The following is a 20,774-nucleotide window of genomic DNA, read 5'->3' as shown; positions in this document are numbered from 1 at the left end:
TCAGCTGTGCCGTCGTGAGATCGGGGCCCGGATGGTGCGAGGCGAGGATTGCACCCCGAGGGCGAACGACGCTCCCGTCGTGAGTACGGCCAGGCCCAGTCCGACGACCACGGTCGCCCCCAGCCGGGCAGCGGCGACGGCGCCCGGGTCGCGGCCCGACACGAGGACCGCTGGCGCTGCGGTGCGGTGCCGGTACTCGGCCGTGACGGCCACCGCGCCGAAGAACAACAGGAGCAGCGGCATCCCGCCGAGCGCTTCCTGCTTCTCACTGATCTCGTCGAGCGTTCCGGAGGCGAGCGAGACCAGAACGACGTTGAGAACCGCGAGAGCAACCGAAGCGAGGCCGAACCACAGCGCGGTCCGAATCGTGAGGAGCTTGCGCACCTCACCGACGATCAAGGTCATGACCGTGCTCCCATCAGCTCGAGGAACACGTCCTCCAGCGAGGTGGACTGCGGTGTCAGCTCGTGCAGGTCCACCTGCGCTCGGCGGGTCACCTCGGCGACGGCGGGCCCGTCCAGGCCATCGATCAGGTAACGCCCACTGGTCACATCCGGCGTGATCCGGCCACCCGCACCTATGACTGCCTCCGCGAGCCGTCCGGGCTCGTCCGTGCGTACCCACACACCACTCGCCGGAGTCAGGTCGGCGATCGCGCCGGCATGAACCACCCGGCCCTGCCGCACCACGACGATATCGTCGACGGTGTGCGCCGCCTCGCTGAGCAGGTGGCTGGACACGAGCACTGCCCGGCCCCGCTCAGCCCGCTCGCGCAGCAGCGTGCGAAGCCAGCGGATCCCTTCGGGGTCGAGTCCGTTGGCTGGTTCGTCGAGCAGCAGTACCTCGGGGTCTCCCAGCAGGGCAGCGGCGAGCCCCAGCCGCTGACGCATGCCAAGCGAGAAGGTGCCGACCCGTCGACCGGCTACTTCAGTCAGCCCCGAGAGCGCCAGCACTTCCTCGACCCGGGTCCGTGGCAGCCGTGCGAACCCAGCCAGGATCCGCAGGTGTTGGCGGGCCGAGCGGCCCGGGTGAGCGCCACACGAGTCGATCGCCGTACCGATCGTGCGCGCCTCAGGCGAGCGTTCCCGCAGTGGCGTACCGCCGAGCAGCACGCGGCCCGAGGTCGGGCGCACCAGGCCGGCCAACATCGCCAGCATCGTGGTCTTACCGGCACCATTGGGCCCGAGGAACCCGGTGACGACGCCAGGCCGGACGTCGAAGGAGACGTCGTCAACCGCAGTCAGCCGACCGTACCGCTTGGTGAGCCGCTCCGCTGTGAGCACCGCGGAAGACGCGGGGAGATGGGGTGGTTTCGTCATGCCCACAACCGTCCCGCTCCGGGGCGGTCTCGGTCATCAACCCGCAGACCACACTTCATCTCCCACCCTGGTCGGAGGACCGACGATTCACACTCACATCGAGACGGACTGCCGGCCCACCGCCAATCGACCTCTCGAAAGGACCCCGCCTTCGGGTAGGAACGACGCGGTAATCGACGCCCTCCGACGTGCTATGACGCACCATCTGGGCATCTGCCGGTAATCCTTGGTTCGGGTGGCGAGTCGGGACCTGGGGAGTATGCCGCGACGGTTGTGGGCTGGTCGCTGCGCCTCTGGGTGATGGGCCTGGGCTGATCGAAGAGTAGTCGCGCTTCTCGCCGCGCCGGAGTGTCGGGAGAGGGTCGGCACCCATGGCTACGGTGCGTGGTGAGGCTCCTGTCGCGCAGCGCGCACGGACGGCGGCAGAACCGGATGGCCGCGCGGGACGCGGCAGAACGGTCACGCAATACCGAGCGACCAGCGCCGGCATGACGGTGCGTCTGCGCCGCGACCGCAGACACTTTTGCATGCGGCAATCTCGCTCACTCGGGCATTGGCAGGCGCGAAAGGGCTGGCGCGCATAAGGTCGGCCCGACCACCGGGAGTGGGAAAGTCATCCACCCCGCCCACGGCGACCTTCGCGAGACCAGGACGGGGCAGGACATGAACCAAGGCACCCGGGACGAGATGCTCGGCCGCCTGGCCGAGGCAGTCGGGTCCGTCACAGTCGCACACCCGACGCGGGTTGCCATCGACGGACCGCCCGCCGCCGGCAAGACCACCCTCGCCGACGAGCTGGCCGTCGTCTTGCGCGAACAGGGCCGCGACGTCATCCGCGCGACGATCGACGATTTCCTCTTCCCCCGGGCACAGCGCTATCCGCGCGGCGAGTACTCGGCCGAAGGGTGCTACTACGACACCCACGACTACGACGCGCTGAACCGGGTTCTGCTCGATCCGCTCGGCCCGGGCGGAGATCGGCGCTTCCAACACGCGGTCTACGACCGCACCGCGGATACCGCGCTGTCCCCGCCGGTCACGACTGCCCCGGCCGACGCCGTGCTGGTCTTCGACGGCGTCTTCCTCATGCGCCCGGAACTGATTGATCGGTGGGACCTGCGCATCTTCGTGTCGACGGCACTCGAGAAGACCGTGGATCGTGCCGTGATCCGGGAGCGCCGGGTGTTATCTCGGGCCGAAGTCGAACGGCGCTGGCGCGAGCGTTACATCCCCTCCCAACAGTTCTACTTCGCTACGGTCCGCCCGACACATCATGCCAACGTGATCGTGCACAACGACGAGCCCCAGCTGCCGGTCTGGGAGACTCAAACACACTGACCGCACTCAACTCGGCCACTTGTTTCATTGCGGTAGGACCGCGGCATCGAACCCGGCGACCTATGTGGTCACAGTACTAGCCCTACGAGACCTCGACGATGAGATGACTCGTGCCTGGCATTGGATGGGTGCCAGGCACCAGCGCGTCAGGCAACGCGGCGACAGCCTCTGCCGGAAGATCCACTTCCAGTAAGCCGTCGCCTGGTTGTCGGACGGCGAAGACCTCCGCTGGCAGCAGCACGACCCGAGTGCCGTTGCCGTCGAGAAGCAGTTCGCGGCCGTGGAACAGCCGGTCGCGTACCGCTTGGGCCACCGTGGCAGTCGTGATGTCTTTGAACCGCAGCCGGATCGTGTCCTCCTCGGTGGTCCAGTCGAAGCCAGCGATCATGAGCAGCCCGGTCGACGAGCCGTCGCGGGCACGCCCGGCTTCGATCTCGGCCCGTGCCGCTGGATCGTCTGTCAGTGACGGTCGGTCCAGGTCGGTGACCAGCAGCGGTTGCCGTTCGGCGAGCAGGCTGAGCACACCGTCGGTGTCCCATTGCCGAACTGCCGCGTACTCGTCGCCGGTCAGACCGACCACCTGCAGGAACTGCATTCGGCCGTGCGGGGTGGTGATCGTGCCCAACTCCGGATCCTCGGCGAAGGCCAGAGCCGTCACTGCGGTCTCGTGGTCTTGCCGGATGGGTCCGTTCGCGTTCATGTGGTGACCTGGCTCGAACCAGTTGCCGCTGGAGAGCACGTACCGGGCAAGGCTCTGCAGCAGGTTGGCCGCCCACACCGGCGGTTCGGTGTCACGGGGGTCGCGGGCGACCCGGAAGGTGAACTCGAAGCCCCAGCCCGACTCGTCGGGGTTGTCGGTCTCCTTGCCATACAGTTCGCTCATGCCGTAGCCGACGATGTGCCAGTGCGGCACCGGCCCGGTACGCGAATAGAAGCTGATGCCGTCGAGCGGGTCCGGGCCACCCAGAGCGAACGGGTGCAGCGTGCCGTAGTGCTTCGGCTCGACATCGGGGTACAACTCGGCGAGTCGGGCGTCGATGGCTTCCCAGCCGGGGGCATCGGAGGTCATCGGAAGATGAGAACACACAGCTCCGGGCGGGGCGCACCGGACCGCCGAGGTGGTTGAGGAGGGCGACATCAACCCCAGACCTGTGTGGGCGTCGCCGCCTTCCAGAGATGCGACGATAAGCTTCTGATCAGCAGGGCGTCCGCGTCAGCCATCGCTCACGGGCCGCTCGGACGGGCGAAACGCGGGCGGAGGGATCGGCTGCGCAGCGGCGAGAGATTTCTCCGGGGCCGTGTCGATCTGCGGGCCACTCGTTCGACGTGAGGGTGCGAGAGCCGAGAGGCGGCCCCGCCGGACGAGGAGAATGTGTTGCCGAAGTACATGCTGATCATGCGGGGCACCGACGAGTCGAACGCGGCCATGATGGCCAACATCGACGAGATGATGGCCACGACCCGCCAGTTCATCGAGGACCTGTTCAAGGCCGGCGTCTACGTCGCGGCCGAAGGGCTGGATGATCCGGCCCAGGGTGTCGTGGTCGATTTCAGCGGCGAGGCCCCGGTGGTCACGGACGGGCCGTACGGGGAGACCAAGGAACTTTTCGGGGGCTTCTTCCTGCTCGATGTCGCCTCGAAACAGGAGGCGGTCGAGTGGGCCAAGCGGGTCCCGGCGGCCCCCGGGGCCAAGATCGAGGTCCGGCGGGTCCCCGGGAGCGACGAGGTCCCACAGGTCGACGGGTGATCGTCAAGGAACGGGCCGGGCCCCAGAGCAACGGCCAGATCTGATGGGTACGGCCGATGTCGAGGCTGTCTGGCGGATCGAGTCGGCGCGGATCGTCGCCGCGCTGACCCGGTTCACCGGCGATTTCGGGCTGGCCGAGGACGCGGCCCAGGAGGCGGTGGCCGAGGCGCTGGTGTCGTGGCCGCTCGCTTCTCCGGCCAATCCGGCCGGCTGGCTGATGGCCACGGCCCGGCGGCGGGCGATCGACGCGATCCGCCGCCGACGCGTCCTCCAGGGCCGATACGCCTTGCTGGCGGCCGATCCGGCGGTCGACTCGGCGGTCGACGAAGAAATCGACCCCGACAGGATCGACGACGACATGCTGGCGCTGATGTTCGTCAGCTGCCACCCGGTGCTCTCTCCCGAGGCCCGGGTGGCGCTGACCCTGCGCGTGGTCGGCGGCCTGTCCAGCGAGGAGATCGCCCGAGCGTTCCTCGTGCCCGTGCCGACCGTGCAGGCCCGCATCACCCGGGGCAAGAAGACGATTGCGGCGGCCGAAGTGCCGTTCGAGCTGCCGTCGGCCGGCGAGCGCCGAGAGCGGCTGGGCGGCGTGCTCAGCGTCATCTACGTGATCTTCACCGAGGGGTCGACAGCCACATCGGGTGACCGGTTGTTGCGCCCCGACGTGGCGTACGAGGCGATCCGGCTGGCCCGTACGCTGGCCGCGCTGCAGCCGGACGAGCCGGAGGTGCACGGCCTGCTCGCGTTGTGCGAGCTGACGGCCGCGCGCTTCCCGGCCCGGACCGGCGAGGACGGTTCGCCGGTCCTGCTCCAGGACCAGGACCGGCGCCGGTGGGACTTCTCGGCGATCCGCCGTGGGCTGGCCGCGCTGGCCAAGGCATCGACTCGCGGCCTCGGCCCCTATGGTCTGCAGGCCGCGATCGCCGCCACCCACGCGTCGGCACCCTCGGTCGAGGCGACCGACTGGGACCGGATCGTGGTGCTCTACGAGGCACTGGGCCGGGTCGCGCCCTCGCCGGTGGTCGTGCTGAATCGGGCCGTCGCCGTAGCCATGGCCTCGGGTCCGGAGCAAGCACTGGCCATCGTGGACGAGCTGATCGCCTCGGAGCGGCTCCCGGGCTCGCATCTGGTCCCGACCGTACGCGGTGAGCTGCTGGCCCGGCTCGGACGGCGCCCGGAGGCGCGCGCCGAACTGGAGCTGGCTGCCCGGCTGTGCGCCAACCAGCACGAATGCTCAGTGCTGCTGCGCAAGGCGGCCATGCTGGGCTGACTTCTCCAGCTCGGCCAGCCGGGATTCGAGCGCGGTCTGGATGCCGTCGATCGCATCGGCCACGTCGGTCGAATCCCCGAACGCGGACGGCGGGAGCGCGGCGAACCCGGGGAGAAACTCGCCTGCGGTCGCGTCGACCTCGTCCGGGACCGGCCGTGGCCCAGGTGCTTTGTCAGGCCAGGGTGGCAGCAACGGCTCGATCAGCTTCCGTGGTCGTCGGCGACCCATGCCTCACTCGTGCTCCACCGACTTCCTAGCTTCGGTGCGCTGGAGCCGACGGCGACGAGCGCATCGGCGGTGACCTCAGGCTGACGACCGTGTGACAGCGCCCTCTGGATCGCGGACACGGACGGCGGCAGAAACGGACGACCATGTCCTGCTGGTGTGCGGCCTACTTGCTCTCGCCTAGTGTGCTTGCGTGAGCGCCGGGGAGATTACCGAGGCCGTGCGTCTTCACAAGGTCAAACGTCCTGGTGGGGTCTTCTGGTTCGACCTTCACCAGATCGAGCAGAACAGCGATGGGACGTGGCTGCGAGGTCCGGTCGGTTCGCCATGGGGTGCTCCGCATGACTGTGGCGTCCTGTCCGTACCCGTTGTGGTGTTGCTGAAGGTGGGGCGTCCGTGGGCGGCATGGTGGGTCGGCGATCCTGCCGATCAACGGCTCGAGATCGACGTATGTCTTCCGCCGGAGGTCACCGAAGCGGGCTGGCGGTACGTCGATCTGGAGCTGGATCCGGTGCTTCACGAGCGCGACGAACGTGTCGAGATCGAGGACTGGGATGAGTACGAGGAGGCGTACGGCAACGGCTGGATGACCACGGATGACGCAACGCTTGCGCGGACCACGGCTGAGCGCTGTGCGGAGGTACTCCGACATGGTGCGGAGCCCTGGCTGTCGCGTGGATGGCAGTTGCTTCGCCAGTCGAGGTGAGACCGGCCGCCGTACGCTCTCCTCGGCAGTTCCGGGTGTTGGCCGACGCGGGGTGCCGACCACGAGGCGTGACGGCTCCCGGCTGGCTGGCGCGCACGGACAGCGGCGGAAGAGGATGCCGGACCTTTGCTGTTAGGTACTCTCGCGACTGCCGCCGACCGTCAGCGGCGATCCACAGTGGGTTTGAGGCGCAAGCTGTCACCGCCGACGCGCGTCGCGCGTGCGACAGAGGCCTTGCATCGCCGGCTCGGCTCTCCTACCTTTCCGGTGCGGTGTATGACCGTAACGACGTCGGTCTACTGAGGATCGGCGATGGATCGAGGATAGTACGTTGAAATCGAGGATTGTAAACGGCCGGCTCCGGCGCAGGCTGGCGTCAACGAATGAACGCCACCAGGTCAGGAAGACTCGTAGGTCGGAGTCGGTGTGCGACCGTGTGTCGCCTCGGTACCGACCGAGGTAGGCGGACACCGCTGCACGGAGAACTCGGAATCAGTGCCAGCACCCGCCAGGCGGCAAACGCGGATGCCGGATCGTGAACGGGGTGGTCGGGGGCGACTCACCGTTTGGGCATTGGCGGCCTTTCGTCGGATGCGCGCCCGAGGCTGACGCCTGGCGACAGCAGGCACTTGGGACTGTGGACAGGCATGCGACACGATCGGGCGTCTGAACCCGGTCTGCTCGAACGCGGCCCGGTCATTGCGCGGCCAACGTTTCTCGGGCGTCGCTCCGGATCGTGGTGACCGCCGGTGCGGTCATGGCGATGGTCATCGCGACCAGGGTCGCGCCGCACAGGGCGAGCGCCTGCCGCGGGTCGAGGGCCGGGGCGAAAGGCAGACCGGCGACGGAGATGCACCCAGCGATGGCGACGGCCGCTCCCAGGGCAGGGACCAGGGCCAACATGATCGCGGTCAGGGTGTAGAGCACGGCCTCGCACGCGGCCATGACGAGCATGGTCCGGAGTGTCGCGCCGGCGGCGCGGAGCACGGCGAACTCCCGGCGCCGGGCAGGCGCGTTCAGCAGCAGGACCGCGACACTGCCGACGGCGGTCAGCAGGGCCGGCGGCGTAAGGACAAGATACGTGTCGAAGGTGTTGACCTCGGCAGTCGACCCGGCGGCGGCGAGGGCGACCCGGAAGGTGTCGACGATACTGAACATGACCCCGTAGAGACTCGCTCCGATCATGAGCGGAACGACCGCCGCGGTGCTGTGGGTGATCCGGTGGACAACCGAGTGGCGGGCGAGGAACCAGGCCGGGGATAGCCGGGCGGGGATGATCGCGCTCCAGAGGCGGATCATCCCCGACAGGCCCGCCGGAGCCGCCAGCGCGATCGTCACGGTGATGGCGACGCCGAGGTTGATCGCCATGCTCGCGCCAGCGTTGACCAGATCTGGTGAGTCGCGCAGCGTGAAGGCGATGGCCACACAGGCTGTGATCATGACGGCGACGCCCAACAGCGCGAGTCCGGTGAGAATCCAGCGGAAGACGGTCATCCCACGTGGCGGTGACACCAGAGTGCGGACCGCTTGTACGGCCGGCACCCGGGCGGCCCGCCGAGCCGGCCCCAGCGCGGCGACGGCGCACACGCCCAGCGTGAGGACCAGGGTGATCGCCACGACCGCCAGGTCCGGCGTCGCGTCGACGACGTCCGCCTCTCCGGTCGACGCGTGGACGAAGAGATCGACGACCGGATCGGCGGCCAACGCGGCGGTGACGCAGCCGACGGTGGTGCCGGCGATGCCGAGTGCCAGCATGTGCGTGAGGATGACCAGGCGGACCTGCAGCGGCTGCGCACCGGTCAGGCGCCACCGGGCGATCCGGACCCGCATCGCGTCGATCGTCGCCGAGCTGACCGTGCTGAGCACGATCACTGCCGCGAGGCCGGTGCAGACGTAGAGGACATAGGCGGCCCCCCGGACCTCGGCGACGGTCATCCCGGCCCGCGCGGCGGCCGCGGCGACCTGCGGGGTATCGCTTGCCGACCAGTGCGCCGCGGCGACCCCGATGAGCGCGGCGGCCATCGCGGCGACCACCAGGGGGCCAATCCATAGGTGCCGGTCGGCGCGGAGCTCCGCGAGGGCGAGGCGAATCATTCCGCACCACCCGGCGCCGGCACGGCGGCCTGGGACCGGACCGCAAGCGGCGCCCGGGCCGCAATGACCTGGCGGATGCTGTCCGCGGTCGGTCGGGTGAGCCTCGCGGTGAGCAGCCCATCCCGCATCACCAGGACATGGTCAGCGAGGCTCGCCGCATCCAGGTCATGGGTCACCATGACCACGGTCCGGGCGCCGTCGGCCAGTGTGCGCAGGCGGCCAAGTACCACCGCCGCGGTGTGTGTGTCGAGCGCGCCGGTCGGTTCGTCGGCGAACACCAATGCCGGATTCGTGGCGAGGACGCGGGCGAGCGCCACCCGCTGCTGCTCCCCGCTGGACAGCCGAGAGGCGCAGACCCGGTGTCGGCCGTCGAGTCCCATCTCGGCGAGGAGGGTGTCGGCGGCGGCCAGGTCGACCGGCCGGCCGGCGAGCCGGTGCGGCAGGACCACGTTCTCACGCGCGGACAAGGACGGGATCAAATTATACGTTTGGAAGACGAAGCCGATCCGGTCCCGGTAGAGCCGGGCCACCGCGCGAGGGCGCAACCTGGACAGGTCGTGTCCGAGCAGTGTGATCCGACCGGTCGTCGGCCGCTCCAATCCGGCGAGACAGAACAGCAGGGTGGACTTGCCACAGCCGCTGGGCCCGACGACCGCCGTCATCGCCCCGGTGGGGATCGAGTGCGTGATGCCCCGCAGAACGTCGACCGGGCGGCCGCCGTCCCCGCTCGGGAAGGTCTTGCTCAGCGCTTCGACGAGGATCGCGGTGGGCGTTGGTGGGGTCATTCGAGTCATCCGGTTATCGCACAGCCGGAGGCTGTCCCGGGTCACTACACCCAGGTGCCGTACCGGGTGGGGAAAACCCCACCCGGTTTCCGGCATTCCCGCCCACCGCCCCGCCTCGTACCGTGACGTGGTGCCCGAGTCCCGCGCCTGGTCCGCCGCCTGCGACGCACCCTGGCGGTTCCTCCTGTCCCGCTGGCCCTGGACCTGCCTGCTGTACACGACGGTCAGCGCCGCAGTCGCCTGGATCAGCCTTGTCTGCCTGCCGCTCCTCGTGCTCTTTCCGGCCTGGGCGGTAGCCCTCGCCGCCGTCGAACGCCGCTTGGTCGCCCTCGTGGGCCTGCCCCGGCTCACTGACGGGCCACCCCCGCCGCCGGACCGCCGCACCTTCGCCCGGCTCGTCGCCCGGTTGCGATCGCCACTGCTGCGGCGAGAGATCGGATACGCGCTGGCCCAGCTGATGCCGGGACTGCTCTCCTTCGTCGTGCTGATCCTCGCCAGCACAGCGGCAGTGACCGGCATCGCCACCCCTGTGCTCGTGACGACCGGCCGTCCCGTCCAGGTCACCGGCTCGCTCGTGATCTCGGGTGGCCTCGGCGCCACGGCCGTCTCGCTGGCCTGCGCGGTTGTCGTTCTCGGTCTCGCGTACGTCTGGGTGCTGCTCTCCTGCGCGCAGGCGGCGCTCGCGTCGGCCCTGCTCTCACCTCGGCTGGAGGAGCTGCAGACCCAGGTCACCATGCTGGCCCAGGCGCAGATCGCCGAGCTGAACCGGTTCGAGCGGGAACGCCAGCGGGTCGAACGGGACCTCCACGACGGCGTGCAGCGCCATCTCGCGGTCGCCAGCCTCCACCTCGGCATGCTCGAACTCGACCTCCAGAAATTGCTGCCGCCGGGCACCGCCCGGACGGACGCCCTCGCCACACTCGACGCGGCCCGCGCCGAAACCGAACAGGCGCTTGACGCGTTGCGCACCACCGTCCATGGCATGCGTCCGCATACCCTGATCGAGGACGGCCTCGGGGCAGCGCTGCGCGAGATGGCGGCCCGGCTGCCCGTGCCGGCAACGGTGGAAGTCGACGACCTACGCCGGCTGCCCGCTGAGGTGGAGGCGTCGCTGTACTACGTGGCGAACGAGGCCGTCACCAACGCCGTCCGGCACGCCGCCGCGAATCGGCTGGTCGTGCGTACGGCGACGACCGGCAACCGGCTGACGATGACGATCACCGACGACGGCACCGGCGGTGCGAATCCCATCGGCGGCACCGGAATCCTCGGCATGCGGGAGCGCGCCTCCCTGCTCGGCGGCGAGCTGACCGTCAGCAGTCCACCCGGCGGACCGACCACGATCGGCATCGAAGTGCCCCACATGCCGGCGAGCGGGTGACCTCGGCCAGCCACAATGACACCATGCAAGTGGTGATCGCTGAGGACGCGGCCCTGATGCGCGAGGGTCTGACCGCCCTGGTCGAACGCTTCGGCCACCGGGTCACCGCGGCCGTCGGTGACGCCGACGAACTGCTGCAGGTGATGGTCGGGGCTGGGCCCGGCAACCTGCCGGACGTGGTGGTCACCGACGTGCGGATGCCGCCAGGTGACGCCGACGACGGGTTCCGTGCGGCGCTGACCGTCCGCGCCCGTCACCCGCAGGTTGGAATCCTGGTGCTGTCGCAGTACCTCGGCCACGCCTATGCCGCCCGACTCCTCGCCGCCCCGACCGGCAGCGAACCGCCCGGCGGCGTCGGCTACCTGCTCAAGGACCGGGTCAGTCGGGTGACCGATTTCATGCACGCCCTCGAACTGATCGCCGGTGGCGGCGTCGTCATCGATCCGAAGGTGGTCCAGCGCTCCATGGCCGCCGGCCGTCCTCACGCCATCGACGTACTGAGCGAGCGGGAGCGGGAGGTTCTCAGGCGGATGGCGACCGGAGACACCAACCACCAGATCGCCACCGCGCTGCACGTGACGCAGGGGGCGGTGGTCAAGCACGTGGGCAACATCTTCACCAAACTTGGGCTGCAACCGCAGGACGGCAACCGCCGCGTGCTGGCTGTACTCACATACCTGCAAGCAGGCCGTTCGTACACGCCACCCTCCTGACAATGTCACCCCTGCTCATCCTGCCGGCGCCCATCCGGCCGAAATTACCAAGATCGGATGCACTCACATCGGCTACTTGTTAACTGGACCTACGACCGCAGCCCGGCCAGGCTTGGTCGAGGTGACCGGCGGGATAGCTCTCACATCGGCTGCCCACCGTGAGGAACTGCTCGGATTGCTGCTCGACCTCGACACGGGTCGCACCTGGCCCAGCCGCCGCCAGGCTGCCGGCGTGATCGGCCTCGCGCTGCGGCTTCGCCTGCCTGGCGTGGCATCTCTGCTGCTCACCGCGTTCCTCGTTGCGTTCAGCACAGAAATCGTCGCCACCGTGTACCGGATCAGCACTGGCGCGATGACGGTCAGCGTCGACAGTCGATTTCCTATCCGACATGTGACCCTCGCGCTGTTGATCCCCGCCCTGCTCCGACTCGCCATCGCAGTGGCCTGGATCCTCGGCGCCCGCCGCATCACCCTGGCCGCGTGCGCCACGCTGCTCGCCTATGCGCTGGCCACCGGAGGGCTTCTCGCGTTCGACCTCGTGGTCCTTCTCGGGCTGGGAGCGGCCGTGGCATGGCGGTGGCCGACGCCACGCCGACGGGTGCTACTGCTGGCAACGATCCCGCTCGCGATGCTGATGTGGACACTCAGCGCGGCATGGAATATGTACCTCAGCATCGGCTGGCTGCTGTCCGTCACCGCCGTCGTCGCCCTGCTCGGCACGGTCGGCGGCCTATTACCCCACCGACCCCCCGGTGGTGGGAACCAGCCGAACGGGCCACAGGACCAACCGACACCCGCAAATGGCCGACCCGCATGTCGACCCGGTTTGGCTGCCCAGATGGACAAGGTGAACCCGGAGCCTGGACACACTGTATTCGGCAATGCCGGATGTCTCACCAGCGGGGATATCGCGACAGACGGTTATCGGCTTCATGGCGAGACGCCGAGCACCCTCGGCGGCAGAAGCGCGCGTTGCAGCCGTCGTCACAGGCTGATCGGTTGGTAGGCCAATGCCGCGTCGACGATGGTCTCCGGCGATGCGTTGACCAACTCCGGCGGCGGCCAGAAGATTAGCTCGGTGACTCGTGGGTGCGCGACGTTGGTCTCCAACAGCAGAACGTAGTAGTCGATGTCGTCATCGACCGCCTGTATCCTGCCGACGATCTCGATCAGCTCGTCGCGGGTGACGTTCGCGACCTTTGGTCGCGCGGGTCGGGCGGCCTCAAGCGCGAAGTCCTCGACGCTGCAAGACTTCCAGTAGGTGAGAAAGTAGTCGGCGGCGTAGTCATGCCCGGTTTCGGCGTTGAACGCGGTAATCGCCCCGTCGGCCGACTCGCCGCGCTCGAGCAGTCCCGCGATGGTCTCGATGGTGGTGCACAGCGATGCGATGCGATGTGATCCGACCATCGGTGGACAGAGCTCAGGACGCAACGTCATCCGGATATTGTCTACGGCCGGCCGGCGTCTGTTTCAAGCAGAAGCCCACGTTCGTCGACACGACCGTGCGCCACACGCCAGCCGAAGCCGTCACCCTGGGTGACTTGTAGACGACCTGTCACCGCGCCCGCCTTCCGCCCAGCCCGCCGGGCCGAACACAACTCCACCGGCAGCAGGTGCAGATGCCGGCGGGAGATCCCGGTTGTACGCGGGGCGACCGACACGACGAGCCACCGGATCGACACCCGAAAATCACTGCCCACGCCGGATCGACGCCACCGACCGTCCTATTGCGCACGAGATCGTTGGTCGTACCCATGTCCCGGTATGAGACACATGACGTAGCTCAGGCGGCACAGAAGACCAGCGACATCTCCACGCGGAGCGGTTTGCATCTCCTACAACCGTGAGATTGCCGTCAATCGGGTGGTCGCACGGACGTCCGCCGTCCCGCGTTCAGAGGAGTACCCGACCGTGGCATCACAGAGAACCCCCACCGAGCCCTCGAAGAAGGGCATTTTCGCGGCCAGCTTCATCGGCACATCGATCGAGTGGTACGACTACTACATCTTCGGCACGGCTGCGGCGCTGGTGTTCGGGAGCCTGTTCTACCCCGAGTTCTCCAGCGTCGCCGGCACCCTGGCAGCCTTCGGGACCTTCGCCGTCGGATTCATCGCCCGCCCGCTGGGCGCCATGGTCATCGGCCACTTCGGCGATCGGATCGGCCGCAAGTCGATGCTCGTCCTCACCCTTCTGCTGACGGGCGGATCCACCTTCCTCATCGGCGTGCTGCCCACCTACGTCGCCATCGGCGTCGCGGCGCCCCTGCTGCTGGTCGTACTGCGCCTTGTTCAGGGGTTCGGTGTGGGCGGCGAGTGGGGTGGCGCCATCCTGGTCGCCACCGAGCACGCGTCCCGGCATCGTCGGGCGGTCTACGGTAGTTTCGCCCAGTTCGGTGTGCCAGTCGGGGTGCTGACCTCCAACCTGGCGTTCCTTGCGGTGTCGGAGATGCCCGAGAGCGACTTCATGTCCTACGGCTGGCGCATCCCGTTCCTGCTCAGCCTGTTGCTGGTGGTCGTCGGGTTCCTGGTCCGCAGCCGGCTGCACGACACGCCGGAGTTTCAGAAGGCCAAGCAGGAGAAGACGGTGAGCAAGGTTCCGGTTGCGGAGCTGTTCCGCCGCCAGCCCCGTACTCTTGTGCTGGCCAGCCTGGCCTCGATCGCGCCGCCCGCGATCGGCTACACGGTAATCGTGTACATGCTGACCTACGGAACCACTGTGGTGGGTTTCGACCGCACCATGCTGCTCACGCTGATCCTCGTCTCGACGTTGGTGTGGATCGGCACGATTGTGGTGTCGGCGGTGGCCGCCGACCGCTTCGGCTCCAAGAAGGTCTACGCGCTGGGCGCGCTGACTGCCGTGCTGTGGCCGATCCCGATGTTCGCCCTGGTGAACACTGGTGAGACCGGCTTGGCGCTGTTGTCGTTCATCGTCGCCGCGATCGTGCAGGGCGTCATGGCCGGTGCCCAGGGCGGGTTGCTCACCGAGATCTTCGACGTCCGCGTCCGCTACAGCGGAATCTCCATCGCCTACCAGTTGGGCGGCATGGTCGGCGGCGCCGTGACCCCCATCGTCGCCACCGCGCTCTTCGGCAGGTACGGCTCCTCCACGCCGATCGCCTGTTACATCATGGCGCTGTCGTTGGTCAGCCTGGCGGCCGTCCTCGGCATCCGCGGCGGTGCCGCGCCGGTACGGACCGGACAGGCAGACCCGTCGGCCGCAGTGAGCGGGCCGGCGGGCGCGTAGACCGGATGAGCACCGCACAGTCCAGCGTGCACTGCTCCGGCTGAGACCCACCCGGATCTCGGCCGGAGCGGCGCTCGGGCGACGCGCGCACAGCGCCTCGACCAGCGTCGTCTTCCCGGTCCCGTGCGTCCCGGAGATCCCGACCCTCATCCGCGCTCCCGCCCCTCCGGAGGATCACGGGGCGATCGTGAGCGCGGTCTCCATCCGAGCCTCCGAGTCGACCGGATGCGCGTGACCAGCGCGTTGGTCCATGGCCGGCGGCGGACCAGACCTGATCGACGCGCCTGGCACTCCGTACGAGGGCCTGCCGCTCCGTCACGTCCGAAAGCGGGTACTACACCGATGTTGGTACGAGCCCACCGGAGACCATCTTCGGCCTACCGTCCGGCGACGGCGGGCAGTGCCAGTGCCAGTGCCAGCGTCCCGTCGAGGAACATCAGCCCGCGCCGCTGGAACTCCTCGAACACCTCCCGGACGGCCTCGACGGCAATCTCGCGATCGAGCCTCTCGCTTACCGCCCGCGCGGTGGTGGGACGGTCGGTGCAGGCGAGGTAGATGTCGGCGAGGACGCCGTCGAAACTGTACGTGCCCTCCTGGCCCTCGCGTCGGCCGTCGTAGATCTGGAGGAAGCCGGGCGCCGACCAGTACCTCAGCACCGGCGGCCGATCGGCCCGCCAGGCCCAGGACCATCCGTCGACCGCACGACGCAGGCCGTCGTACGCGGTGTCCGGCAGGGCTCCCTCGAGGTCGTACTCGAAGAAGTAGGCGACCCGGTCCAGGTCGACGCCGTCCGGATAGACGTACCGGTAGCTGCGCTCCGGGGCCCGGGTGCGGGCCGGAAACGCGTCGGGTTCGGTGTACAGCGGGCTGAAGCGTTCGATCCAGATCCGGCCGGCCCCCGACGGGGGCGTCAGGTGTGTCAGATGCGGGATCGCGGCGGCCTGTTCGGCGTAGTCGTGCGCGGTCTCGCCGGGAAATCCCCACAGGAGGTTCCATTCGACCCGGATGCCGTAGTACTGCGCCCAGCGGAGCAGGTTGACGTTCTGTGCCGCGCGGACGCCCTTGCGCATGAGGCGCAGTACGTGCGAGCTCAGCGACTCGATACCCGGCTGGAGGCGGTTCACACCGCTCCGCGCGAGAAGCCCGAGTTGCGTACGGCTCAGATTGGCCTTCGCCTCGTAGAAGATCTCGTAGTCGGCTCGGCTGGCGACGAGGGCGGGGAACAGCGTCGTCAGATAGCCCATGTCGAGGATGTTGTCGACCGCCTCGAAGCGGAAGCTGCGGCATCGCCGCGCCTGCTCGGCGAGTTCGTCGAGCACGCGCGGGGCGGACTTGGCGCGGAACTGCATCGTCGTGCCGTTGAGCCCGCAGAACGTGCAGTGGTGCTTGGCCCCCCACCAGCAGCCACGCGCCGATTCGAACGGGATCCAGACCTTTCGGTGGCCGGCGATCGGCAGCACGCCCAAGACTTCGGCCCGGGCGAAGTACTCGGCGTAGTCCGGCGTCGGCAGGTCGTCGAGCGGCATCCCGGGCGGAGCCGCTGGCGTTGCCACCACCCGTCCGCCGGTCCGCCGGGCCACTCCGGGAACCGCGCCGGGGTCGGCCCCGGCCGCGAGGCTGACCAGCAGATGGGGGAGCGCGGTGTCGCCTTCCCCGATGACGGCGAGGTCGATGCAGTCGACGGCACGGACAAGCTCCACGCCCATCTCGCCATCGAAGTTGGCGCCGCCGAACACCGTGACGATCTCCGGCCAGCGCGACTTCAACCGGCGGGCCAGCGCGAACGACGCGGTGTTCTGCTGGAACGTCGAGGTGAAGCCCACGACCCGGGCGCCGGCCCAGCCGAACCCGGCGACCAGCTGATCCAGGTAGGCCGGAATATCATCGTCGCGGGTACGCAGCAGCCGATGCCGCACCTCCGCCGGCGACCCGCCGAGCTGGCACAGATCGTCGGCGAACTCGTCGAGCAGGTCCGCGTCCCGATCCGGCGCGGCATCGCCGAACGCTTCGATCGAGAACAACCACTCGCCGAGCATCGGGCCGCGGTGCGCGGCGAGCGCCCGGTAGTGGTCCGCCCCGATCCGCGCGGCGAAATCCAGATTGGCGTGCAGGGTCTGGACCGGGAAGCCGTGCCCCTTGACGATCTCCTTCAGCAGCCCGAGCTGGATCGACGGCCGGTCGATGTCCATGAACGGCATCGACACGAGGACGACGGGCAGCGCGGCCCGCTGCTCGGGGCTGGCGGGGACGCAACCCGGGGCAGGGAAACGCGGCGCGCCCGCGGGGTCAGGGCTGCGGTCCGTGGCCGACCCTGACACCGTCGACGTGTCCAATTTCGATGCCGGTGGGCTCGTCGATCACGCCCGGAGTGAAGGCTTGGGCGATCTGTTCCTGGAAGGACGGCAGCGGGTGCTGCACCTCGACGACGACGGGCGGCTCCAGGTCGCTCCCGTGTACCACGATCGGCGCGGCCGGGTAGTCGGTCTCGCCGCCCTGGATCGCCTGCGCGGCCAGCGCGATGATGCCGGACAGGAGTGCCCTTGCGCTGTCACCGGTGATCTCGTCGAGCTGCTGCCCGAGGCTGTGGATCTCTTCTTGGCTGATCGGTATCTCGGCCACAATGGACCTCCCGCTCGGCGGTTCAGGCCCACGCTTCCGGGAAGAGCGACATGTGTCAATAGGAAACTTTGTCCGCTCGACACTCACCCCGCGCCGAAGCATACGAAGCTGGCCGGGTGGGCGGACTCCGTGGCACCGGCCAGCGCCACCGCGGGCGAGAGACCCCGGCCGGTCGCCCGGTGGTAGCCGGTCATGACGGTCATCGCCGTGTCGTCCGCCACCCGGCTGACACTCGCCACGACCGTGCACGATCCGGTGCTGAGCAGGGCGGTGACCATGCCGAGCGTCTCGTCGCCAGGGCGTACATCGGCGAGCCCGAGGTCGCAGGCGGAGAGCACGACGATCGCCGGGGTGCCGTCGACGTGCTGCAGGTCGTAGCCCATGAGCGGGCCGCCGGCCAGGTCGAGGGCGGAGAACAGCGGATTGTCGGCGGCATGGTGTCCGTGCGCGGCGAGGTGGGCGACCCTTACGTCGCCGAGCCGGGCCAGGACCGCGTCCGGGGTGGCGGCGGAGCCGGTGAGGACGGTGGCGTGGGCATGTGTCACCGCGATCGCCCGCACCTCCGCCTCGCCCCGCTCGGTGCCCGGCCCGGCCACCAGCAGCGCCCGCGCCGGGTCCGGCCCGGCCTCGTGGTCGGCGCGCCGGCTCCGGGCGACCCGCCACGTGGTGGCGGACGGCGCGACGGTGACCGGTCGCTGGGCACAGCCGGGCAGGACCGCCCACGGGACGGTCACCAGCGCCCCGGTGGGGACGACGACGAGGTCGCGGTCGCCCACCAGGTCGAGGACGGGATCGAGTACGTCTGCGGCCAGCGCTGCGGCATCCCGTCGGGTCGCCTGGGCCACGGCCCGGGCGAGCCGCGACGGCAGCGCCCGGCCGGCCTGCACATCGAGATCGGCCCGCAGGCGTAACAGCGCCTCCTCGGCGTGCGCGAGGGCCCCCAGCGGCACGAGTCTCGCCGATCCGGCAACGGCGACCAACGCCCACAGGGCGGCGCCGTCGCGCAGGTAGACCACCATGGCGGCCTCCGCCAGCTCGGCCATGACCGCGCGCATCGGCGCCGGTCGGGTGGCCGTGCCAGGTCCGGCGGCCGACCAGGCGTGTTCCCGGATCCTGCGCTGCAGCGCCTCGCTGCGGACCCGCAGAGCGCCGGTCGGCGCCTCGGCGAGCTCGGCGTCCCGCAACGCGCCCCGGACCTGACGCAGCTCCTCCAGGGCGGCGACCGCCTCGGGATCCTCCGGCGGGCGCACGGGCGGCAGCAGCAGCGCCTGAGCGCGGGCCAGCTCGGACCATCGGTAGACCTCCGCTGGCGACCCGCTCGCCAGGGCCCCGCTGACCCCGGCCGCGGCCAGGTCCCGGCCGTGCACCGCGGCCCCGGTCTGCAGGTCCAGGCAGCCGAGCTGGCTGCGGTACCGCTGGAGCGAGACCATTCCGGCCCTCAGGTGGCGGGCGGCCTCGGCGGGCCGTCCCGCCGCGGTCGCGAGTTCGGCGTGCGCGAGGCGCCAGAGCAGCCGGGTGTCCAGCCGGTCGGAGCTGCGCGGCCGTCGATGCCGGGTCAGCTCCCGCTCGGCGTCGGCGACGCGCCGGTCGGCGACCAGGGCACGCACCGCGAGCAGGCCGGCGACCAGGCCGTCCTCGACCAGGCCGAGCGCGTTCAGCGCGGTGGCGAGCGCGCGGGCCGGACCGGCGACCGCCGCCGTGGCAGCGGTCGCGGCATGGCGGGCTCGCAGCGCGAGCAGCTCGGCGACCGCCGCGCGGCGGGCGTTGCGGCGGCGCAGCAGCCGGGCACGGGCCTCCGTCGCCCAGGCACGGGCTGCCGCCGGCCGACCGGCCAGCAGCGCGGCCTCGGCCCGGGCAAGCAGGGCGTCCAGATAGACGTACGGAAGCCGCTGCGCCCGGGCCTGCTCCATGGCCGTCGCCAGCTCCCGATCGGCCTCGCCGAGCAGGCCGGCGGCGAGCAGCGCCCGGGCCCGGTCGATGGCCAGGTTCGGTAACCTGCCGGGCGCACGGTCCTGATAGACGCCCGCCACGGCGGCGAACGTGGACAGCGCCGAGGGCAGGTCACCGGCGAGCAGATCCAGATCGCCGAGATTGTGGGTGACCAGGGCCTCGAGCATCGTCAGGCCGTGCCGCCCTGCGATCTGGGCGGATCGGCGCAGGTCGGCCCGTGCCAGGCCAACCCGTCCGGCCGCCAGGTACAGCGCTCCTCGGTTGGACAGGGCCTTGACCAGTCCCACCGGCTCAGAGTGCTCGCTCAGCAGGGCTATCGCGGTGTCGTACTCCCGGACCGCCACCTCGTCCCGACCGCCGCGCCGCAGCAGCAGTCCCCGCTGACCGAGGAGAAGCCAGCGCAGGTGGGCGGGAATGAGCGGCTCGGCCTCGTCGAGGAGCCGAAACCCGAGATCCAGGTGGCCCTGTTCGGCTTCGACCCAGGCGAGGCTGATCAGAATCCGGCCGCGCAGCTCGGCGACACCGCTCTCCGTCGCGGACTCGGCGGAGCGGCCGTTGAGAGTGCGGAGCGCCGTCCGAAGCTGCCGCGCGGCGACGATCGGACGCCCGTCGGTGCTCGACGCCACGCCCGCGGCGTACAGGGCGGCCGCGCGGTCGGTGGCGGTGCTCACAGGATCAGTGACGGGGTGACCACGCTGGTTTCCGAACCAACGTCGTCTCCGGTCAGCGGATGCACGAGTAGCTGAGCCAGCCCGTGGCCGACATCGTCGAACACGAACCGCCCGCCCTCGTCCGCCAGCACCGTCCGCGACTGCGCCGGCGGGCCGGGCGACGCGCCGAGCCGCAGTTCCACGCGGCGCGGGGCGGGCGGCGCGAGCCAACCATCCAGCCGGACAAGGCCGTCCGGAAGATCCACGATCGAGACCAGGATGGTCAGGCTCCGCGCGTCGAAGGTGATCGTTCGGACCCGCTCCCGGCTCCGCGCCCCGGAGCCGACGAGCAGATCCTCCTGGAGACGGGCCACCTCGACGTCAACCGCCTCCAGCGCGATGGCGAACCGGACCCGGTCATCCAGGTCGGCCGGGGGCGGGTCGGCCCGCGTGTAGGCCGCCTGGATCTGATCGAGAATCGCCGCGTCGATCTCGTCCAGCCGGCCGTCGGAGGAATCGGTCATGGCGCCCTCCAGACGGGATCCGACAAGGGTATTCCGCGCCGCCTGACCAGGCGCGGGCCGCGGACTGGACCGGCGCCGGCGCGGGCACCCGCAATGCCTCGGCCACCGCCGGGGGAGCCCGCCGAACGGGCCGCGCGGTGGAAGCGTGCCGTCCGGGCGGCTGCCCTCGCGTCTGCGGCCACACACGCCATGCTACGGCCCGGACGGGGC

18 protein-coding genes are annotated in these 20,774 nt (G+C 69.8%); 8 read left to right on the top strand and 10 right to left on the bottom strand.

The window, feature by feature from the left end; genetic code table 11:
• Together ACFP2T_RS38805 and ACFP2T_RS38800 are read right to left on the bottom strand one after the other, a co-directional pair.
• Complete coding sequence (locus ACFP2T_RS38805) at nt 1–405, bottom strand: hypothetical protein (RefSeq protein ID WP_377431219.1); 405 nt, start codon at nt 403–405, stop codon at nt 1–3.
• Nucleotides 402–1,319, bottom strand: a complete 918-nt coding sequence (locus ACFP2T_RS38800) for an ABC transporter ATP-binding protein (protein ID WP_377431217.1) — start codon at nt 1,317–1,319, stop codon at nt 402–404. The genes ACFP2T_RS38805 and ACFP2T_RS38800 overlap by 4 nt, the downstream gene beginning before the upstream one ends.
• 663 nt (nt 1,320–1,982) lie before the next feature.
• Between ACFP2T_RS38800 and ACFP2T_RS38795 the strand changes: the two genes are divergently transcribed.
• On the top strand, nt 1,983–2,657 hold the full coding sequence (locus ACFP2T_RS38795; RefSeq protein ID WP_377431214.1) for a cytidylate kinase family protein: 675 nt from the start codon (nt 1,983–1,985) through the stop codon (nt 2,655–2,657).
• An 82-nt stretch (nt 2,658–2,739) separates the two neighbouring features.
• Here ACFP2T_RS38795 and ACFP2T_RS38790 read toward each other — a convergent pair whose 3' ends face one another.
• Nucleotides 2,740–3,726 (bottom strand): suppressor of fused domain protein, encoded by a 987-nt coding sequence (locus ACFP2T_RS38790; RefSeq protein ID WP_377431212.1) that lies wholly within the window; start codon nt 3,724–3,726, stop codon nt 2,740–2,742.
• Nucleotides 3,727–4,032: 306 nt separating this feature from the next.
• Between ACFP2T_RS38790 and ACFP2T_RS38785 the strand changes: the two genes are divergently transcribed.
• The 3 genes from ACFP2T_RS38785 (at nt 4,033) to ACFP2T_RS38775 (ending at nt 6,605) form a co-directional block, all read left to right on the top strand.
• On the top strand, nt 4,033–4,404 hold the full coding sequence (locus tag ACFP2T_RS38785; RefSeq protein WP_377431210.1) for a YciI family protein: 372 nt from the start codon (nt 4,033–4,035) through the stop codon (nt 4,402–4,404).
• A gap of 43 nt (nt 4,405–4,447) precedes the next feature.
• Nucleotides 4,448–5,674 carry an RNA polymerase sigma factor gene (locus tag ACFP2T_RS38780; protein ID WP_377431207.1) on the top strand — a complete coding sequence of 409 codons (1,227 nt, stop codon included), beginning with the start codon at nt 4,448–4,450 and terminating at the stop codon, nt 5,672–5,674.
• Nucleotides 5,675–6,092: 418 nt separating this feature from the next.
• Nucleotides 6,093–6,605 carry a ribonuclease FAU-1 family protein gene (locus tag ACFP2T_RS38775; RefSeq protein ID WP_377431204.1) on the top strand — a complete coding sequence of 171 codons (513 nt, stop codon included), beginning with the start codon at nt 6,093–6,095 and terminating at the stop codon, nt 6,603–6,605.
• 696 nt (nt 6,606–7,301) lie between these two features.
• Here ACFP2T_RS38775 and ACFP2T_RS38770 read toward each other — a convergent pair.
• Both ACFP2T_RS38770 and ACFP2T_RS38765 read right to left on the bottom strand, forming a co-directional pair.
• A complete protein-coding gene (locus ACFP2T_RS38770; protein WP_377431202.1) occupies nt 7,302–8,699 on the bottom strand; it encodes an FtsX-like permease family protein in 1,398 nt (465 codons plus the stop codon).
• The gene (locus ACFP2T_RS38765; RefSeq protein ID WP_377431200.1) at nt 8,696–9,484 is read right to left on the bottom strand and encodes an ABC transporter ATP-binding protein; all 789 of its coding nucleotides are present in this window, start codon (nt 9,482–9,484) and stop codon (nt 8,696–8,698) included. The genes ACFP2T_RS38770 and ACFP2T_RS38765 overlap by 4 nt, the downstream gene beginning before the upstream one ends.
• A gap of 130 nt (nt 9,485–9,614) precedes the next feature.
• Here ACFP2T_RS38765 and ACFP2T_RS38760 point away from each other — a divergent pair, with 130 nt between their 5' ends.
• The 3 genes from ACFP2T_RS38760 (at nt 9,615) to ACFP2T_RS38750 (ending at nt 12,584) form a co-directional block, all read left to right on the top strand.
• On the top strand, nt 9,615–10,865 hold the full coding sequence (locus ACFP2T_RS38760) for a sensor histidine kinase (RefSeq protein WP_377431197.1): 1,251 nt from the start codon (nt 9,615–9,617) through the stop codon (nt 10,863–10,865).
• 23 nt (nt 10,866–10,888) lie between these two features.
• The gene (locus ACFP2T_RS38755; protein WP_377431194.1) at nt 10,889–11,578 is read left to right on the top strand and encodes a LuxR C-terminal-related transcriptional regulator; all 690 of its coding nucleotides are present in this window, start codon (nt 10,889–10,891) and stop codon (nt 11,576–11,578) included.
• Between the two features lie 121 nt (nt 11,579–11,699).
• A complete protein-coding gene (locus ACFP2T_RS38750) occupies nt 11,700–12,584 on the top strand; it encodes a hypothetical protein (protein WP_377431191.1) in 885 nt (294 codons plus the stop codon).
• On the opposite strand, the gene ACFP2T_RS38745 is transcribed toward ACFP2T_RS38750, so the two are convergent.
• Nucleotides 12,563–13,015: a hypothetical protein gene (locus ACFP2T_RS38745; RefSeq protein WP_377431189.1), complete on the bottom strand. Its 453-nt coding sequence runs from the start codon at nt 13,013–13,015 to the stop codon at nt 12,563–12,565. The genes ACFP2T_RS38750 and ACFP2T_RS38745 overlap by 22 nt on opposite strands.
• A gap of 474 nt (nt 13,016–13,489) precedes the next feature.
• On the opposite strand from ACFP2T_RS38745, the gene ACFP2T_RS38740 reads away from it, so the two are divergent.
• On the top strand, nt 13,490–14,821 hold the full coding sequence (locus ACFP2T_RS38740; protein ID WP_377431187.1) for an MFS transporter: 1,332 nt from the start codon (nt 13,490–13,492) through the stop codon (nt 14,819–14,821).
• A gap of 377 nt (nt 14,822–15,198) precedes the next feature.
• On the opposite strand, the gene ACFP2T_RS38735 is transcribed toward ACFP2T_RS38740, so the two are convergent.
• The 4 genes from ACFP2T_RS38735 to ACFP2T_RS38720 all read right to left on the bottom strand — a co-directional run bounded on the left by ACFP2T_RS38735 (nt 15,199) and on the right by ACFP2T_RS38720 (nt 20,564).
• Nucleotides 15,199–17,025 (bottom strand): RiPP maturation radical SAM C-methyltransferase, encoded by a 1,827-nt coding sequence (locus ACFP2T_RS38735; protein ID WP_377431185.1) that lies wholly within the window; start codon nt 17,023–17,025, stop codon nt 15,199–15,201.
• Nucleotides 17,026–17,107: 82 nt separating this feature from the next.
• Nucleotides 17,108–17,440, bottom strand: a complete 333-nt coding sequence (locus tag ACFP2T_RS38730) for a hypothetical protein (protein WP_377431183.1) — start codon at nt 17,438–17,440, stop codon at nt 17,108–17,110.
• Nucleotides 17,441–17,523: 83 nt separating this feature from the next.
• Complete coding sequence (locus ACFP2T_RS38725) at nt 17,524–20,061, bottom strand: CHAT domain-containing protein (RefSeq protein WP_377431180.1); 2,538 nt, start codon at nt 20,059–20,061, stop codon at nt 17,524–17,526.
• Nucleotides 20,058–20,564, bottom strand: coding sequence for a hypothetical protein (locus ACFP2T_RS38720; RefSeq protein ID WP_377431177.1), 507 nt, complete (start codon nt 20,562–20,564; stop codon nt 20,058–20,060). Before ACFP2T_RS38720 ends, ACFP2T_RS38725 begins: the two co-directional genes overlap by 4 nt.
• Nucleotides 20,565–20,774: the final 210 nt, after the last annotated feature.

It is taken from the genome of Plantactinospora solaniradicis, from assembly GCF_042658085.1.
GTDB classification, from domain to species: Bacteria; Actinomycetota; Actinomycetes; order Mycobacteriales; family Micromonosporaceae; genus Plantactinospora; species Plantactinospora solaniradicis.
The sequence above is the reverse complement of the archived record's forward strand: the minus strand, read 5'-3'. Positions and strand labels throughout refer to the sequence as shown.

Coding starts and splice junctions, on each gene's coding strand:
- ACFP2T_RS38805 (WP_377431219.1), bottom strand. CDS start 405: ATGACCTTGATCGTCGGTGAGGTGCGCAAGCTCCTCACGATTCGGACC.
- ACFP2T_RS38800 (WP_377431217.1), bottom strand. CDS start 1,319: ATGACGAAACCACCCCATCTCCCCGCGTCTTCCGCGGTGCTCACAGCG.
- ACFP2T_RS38795 (WP_377431214.1), top strand. CDS start 1,983: ATGAACCAAGGCACCCGGGACGAGATGCTCGGCCGCCTGGCCGAGGCA.
- ACFP2T_RS38790 (WP_377431212.1), bottom strand. CDS start 3,726: ATGACCTCCGATGCCCCCGGCTGGGAAGCCATCGACGCCCGACTCGCC.
- ACFP2T_RS38780 (WP_377431207.1), top strand. CDS start 4,448: ATGGGTACGGCCGATGTCGAGGCTGTCTGGCGGATCGAGTCGGCGCGG.
- ACFP2T_RS38770 (WP_377431202.1), bottom strand. CDS start 8,699: ATGATTCGCCTCGCCCTCGCGGAGCTCCGCGCCGACCGGCACCTATGG.
- ACFP2T_RS38765 (WP_377431200.1), bottom strand. CDS start 9,484: ATGACCCCACCAACGCCCACCGCGATCCTCGTCGAAGCGCTGAGCAAG.
- ACFP2T_RS38755 (WP_377431194.1), top strand. CDS start 10,889: ATGCAAGTGGTGATCGCTGAGGACGCGGCCCTGATGCGCGAGGGTCTG.
- ACFP2T_RS38745 (WP_377431189.1), bottom strand. CDS start 13,015: ATGACGTTGCGTCCTGAGCTCTGTCCACCGATGGTCGGATCACATCGC.
- ACFP2T_RS38720 (WP_377431177.1), bottom strand. CDS start 20,564: ATGACCGATTCCTCCGACGGCCGGCTGGACGAGATCGACGCGGCGATT.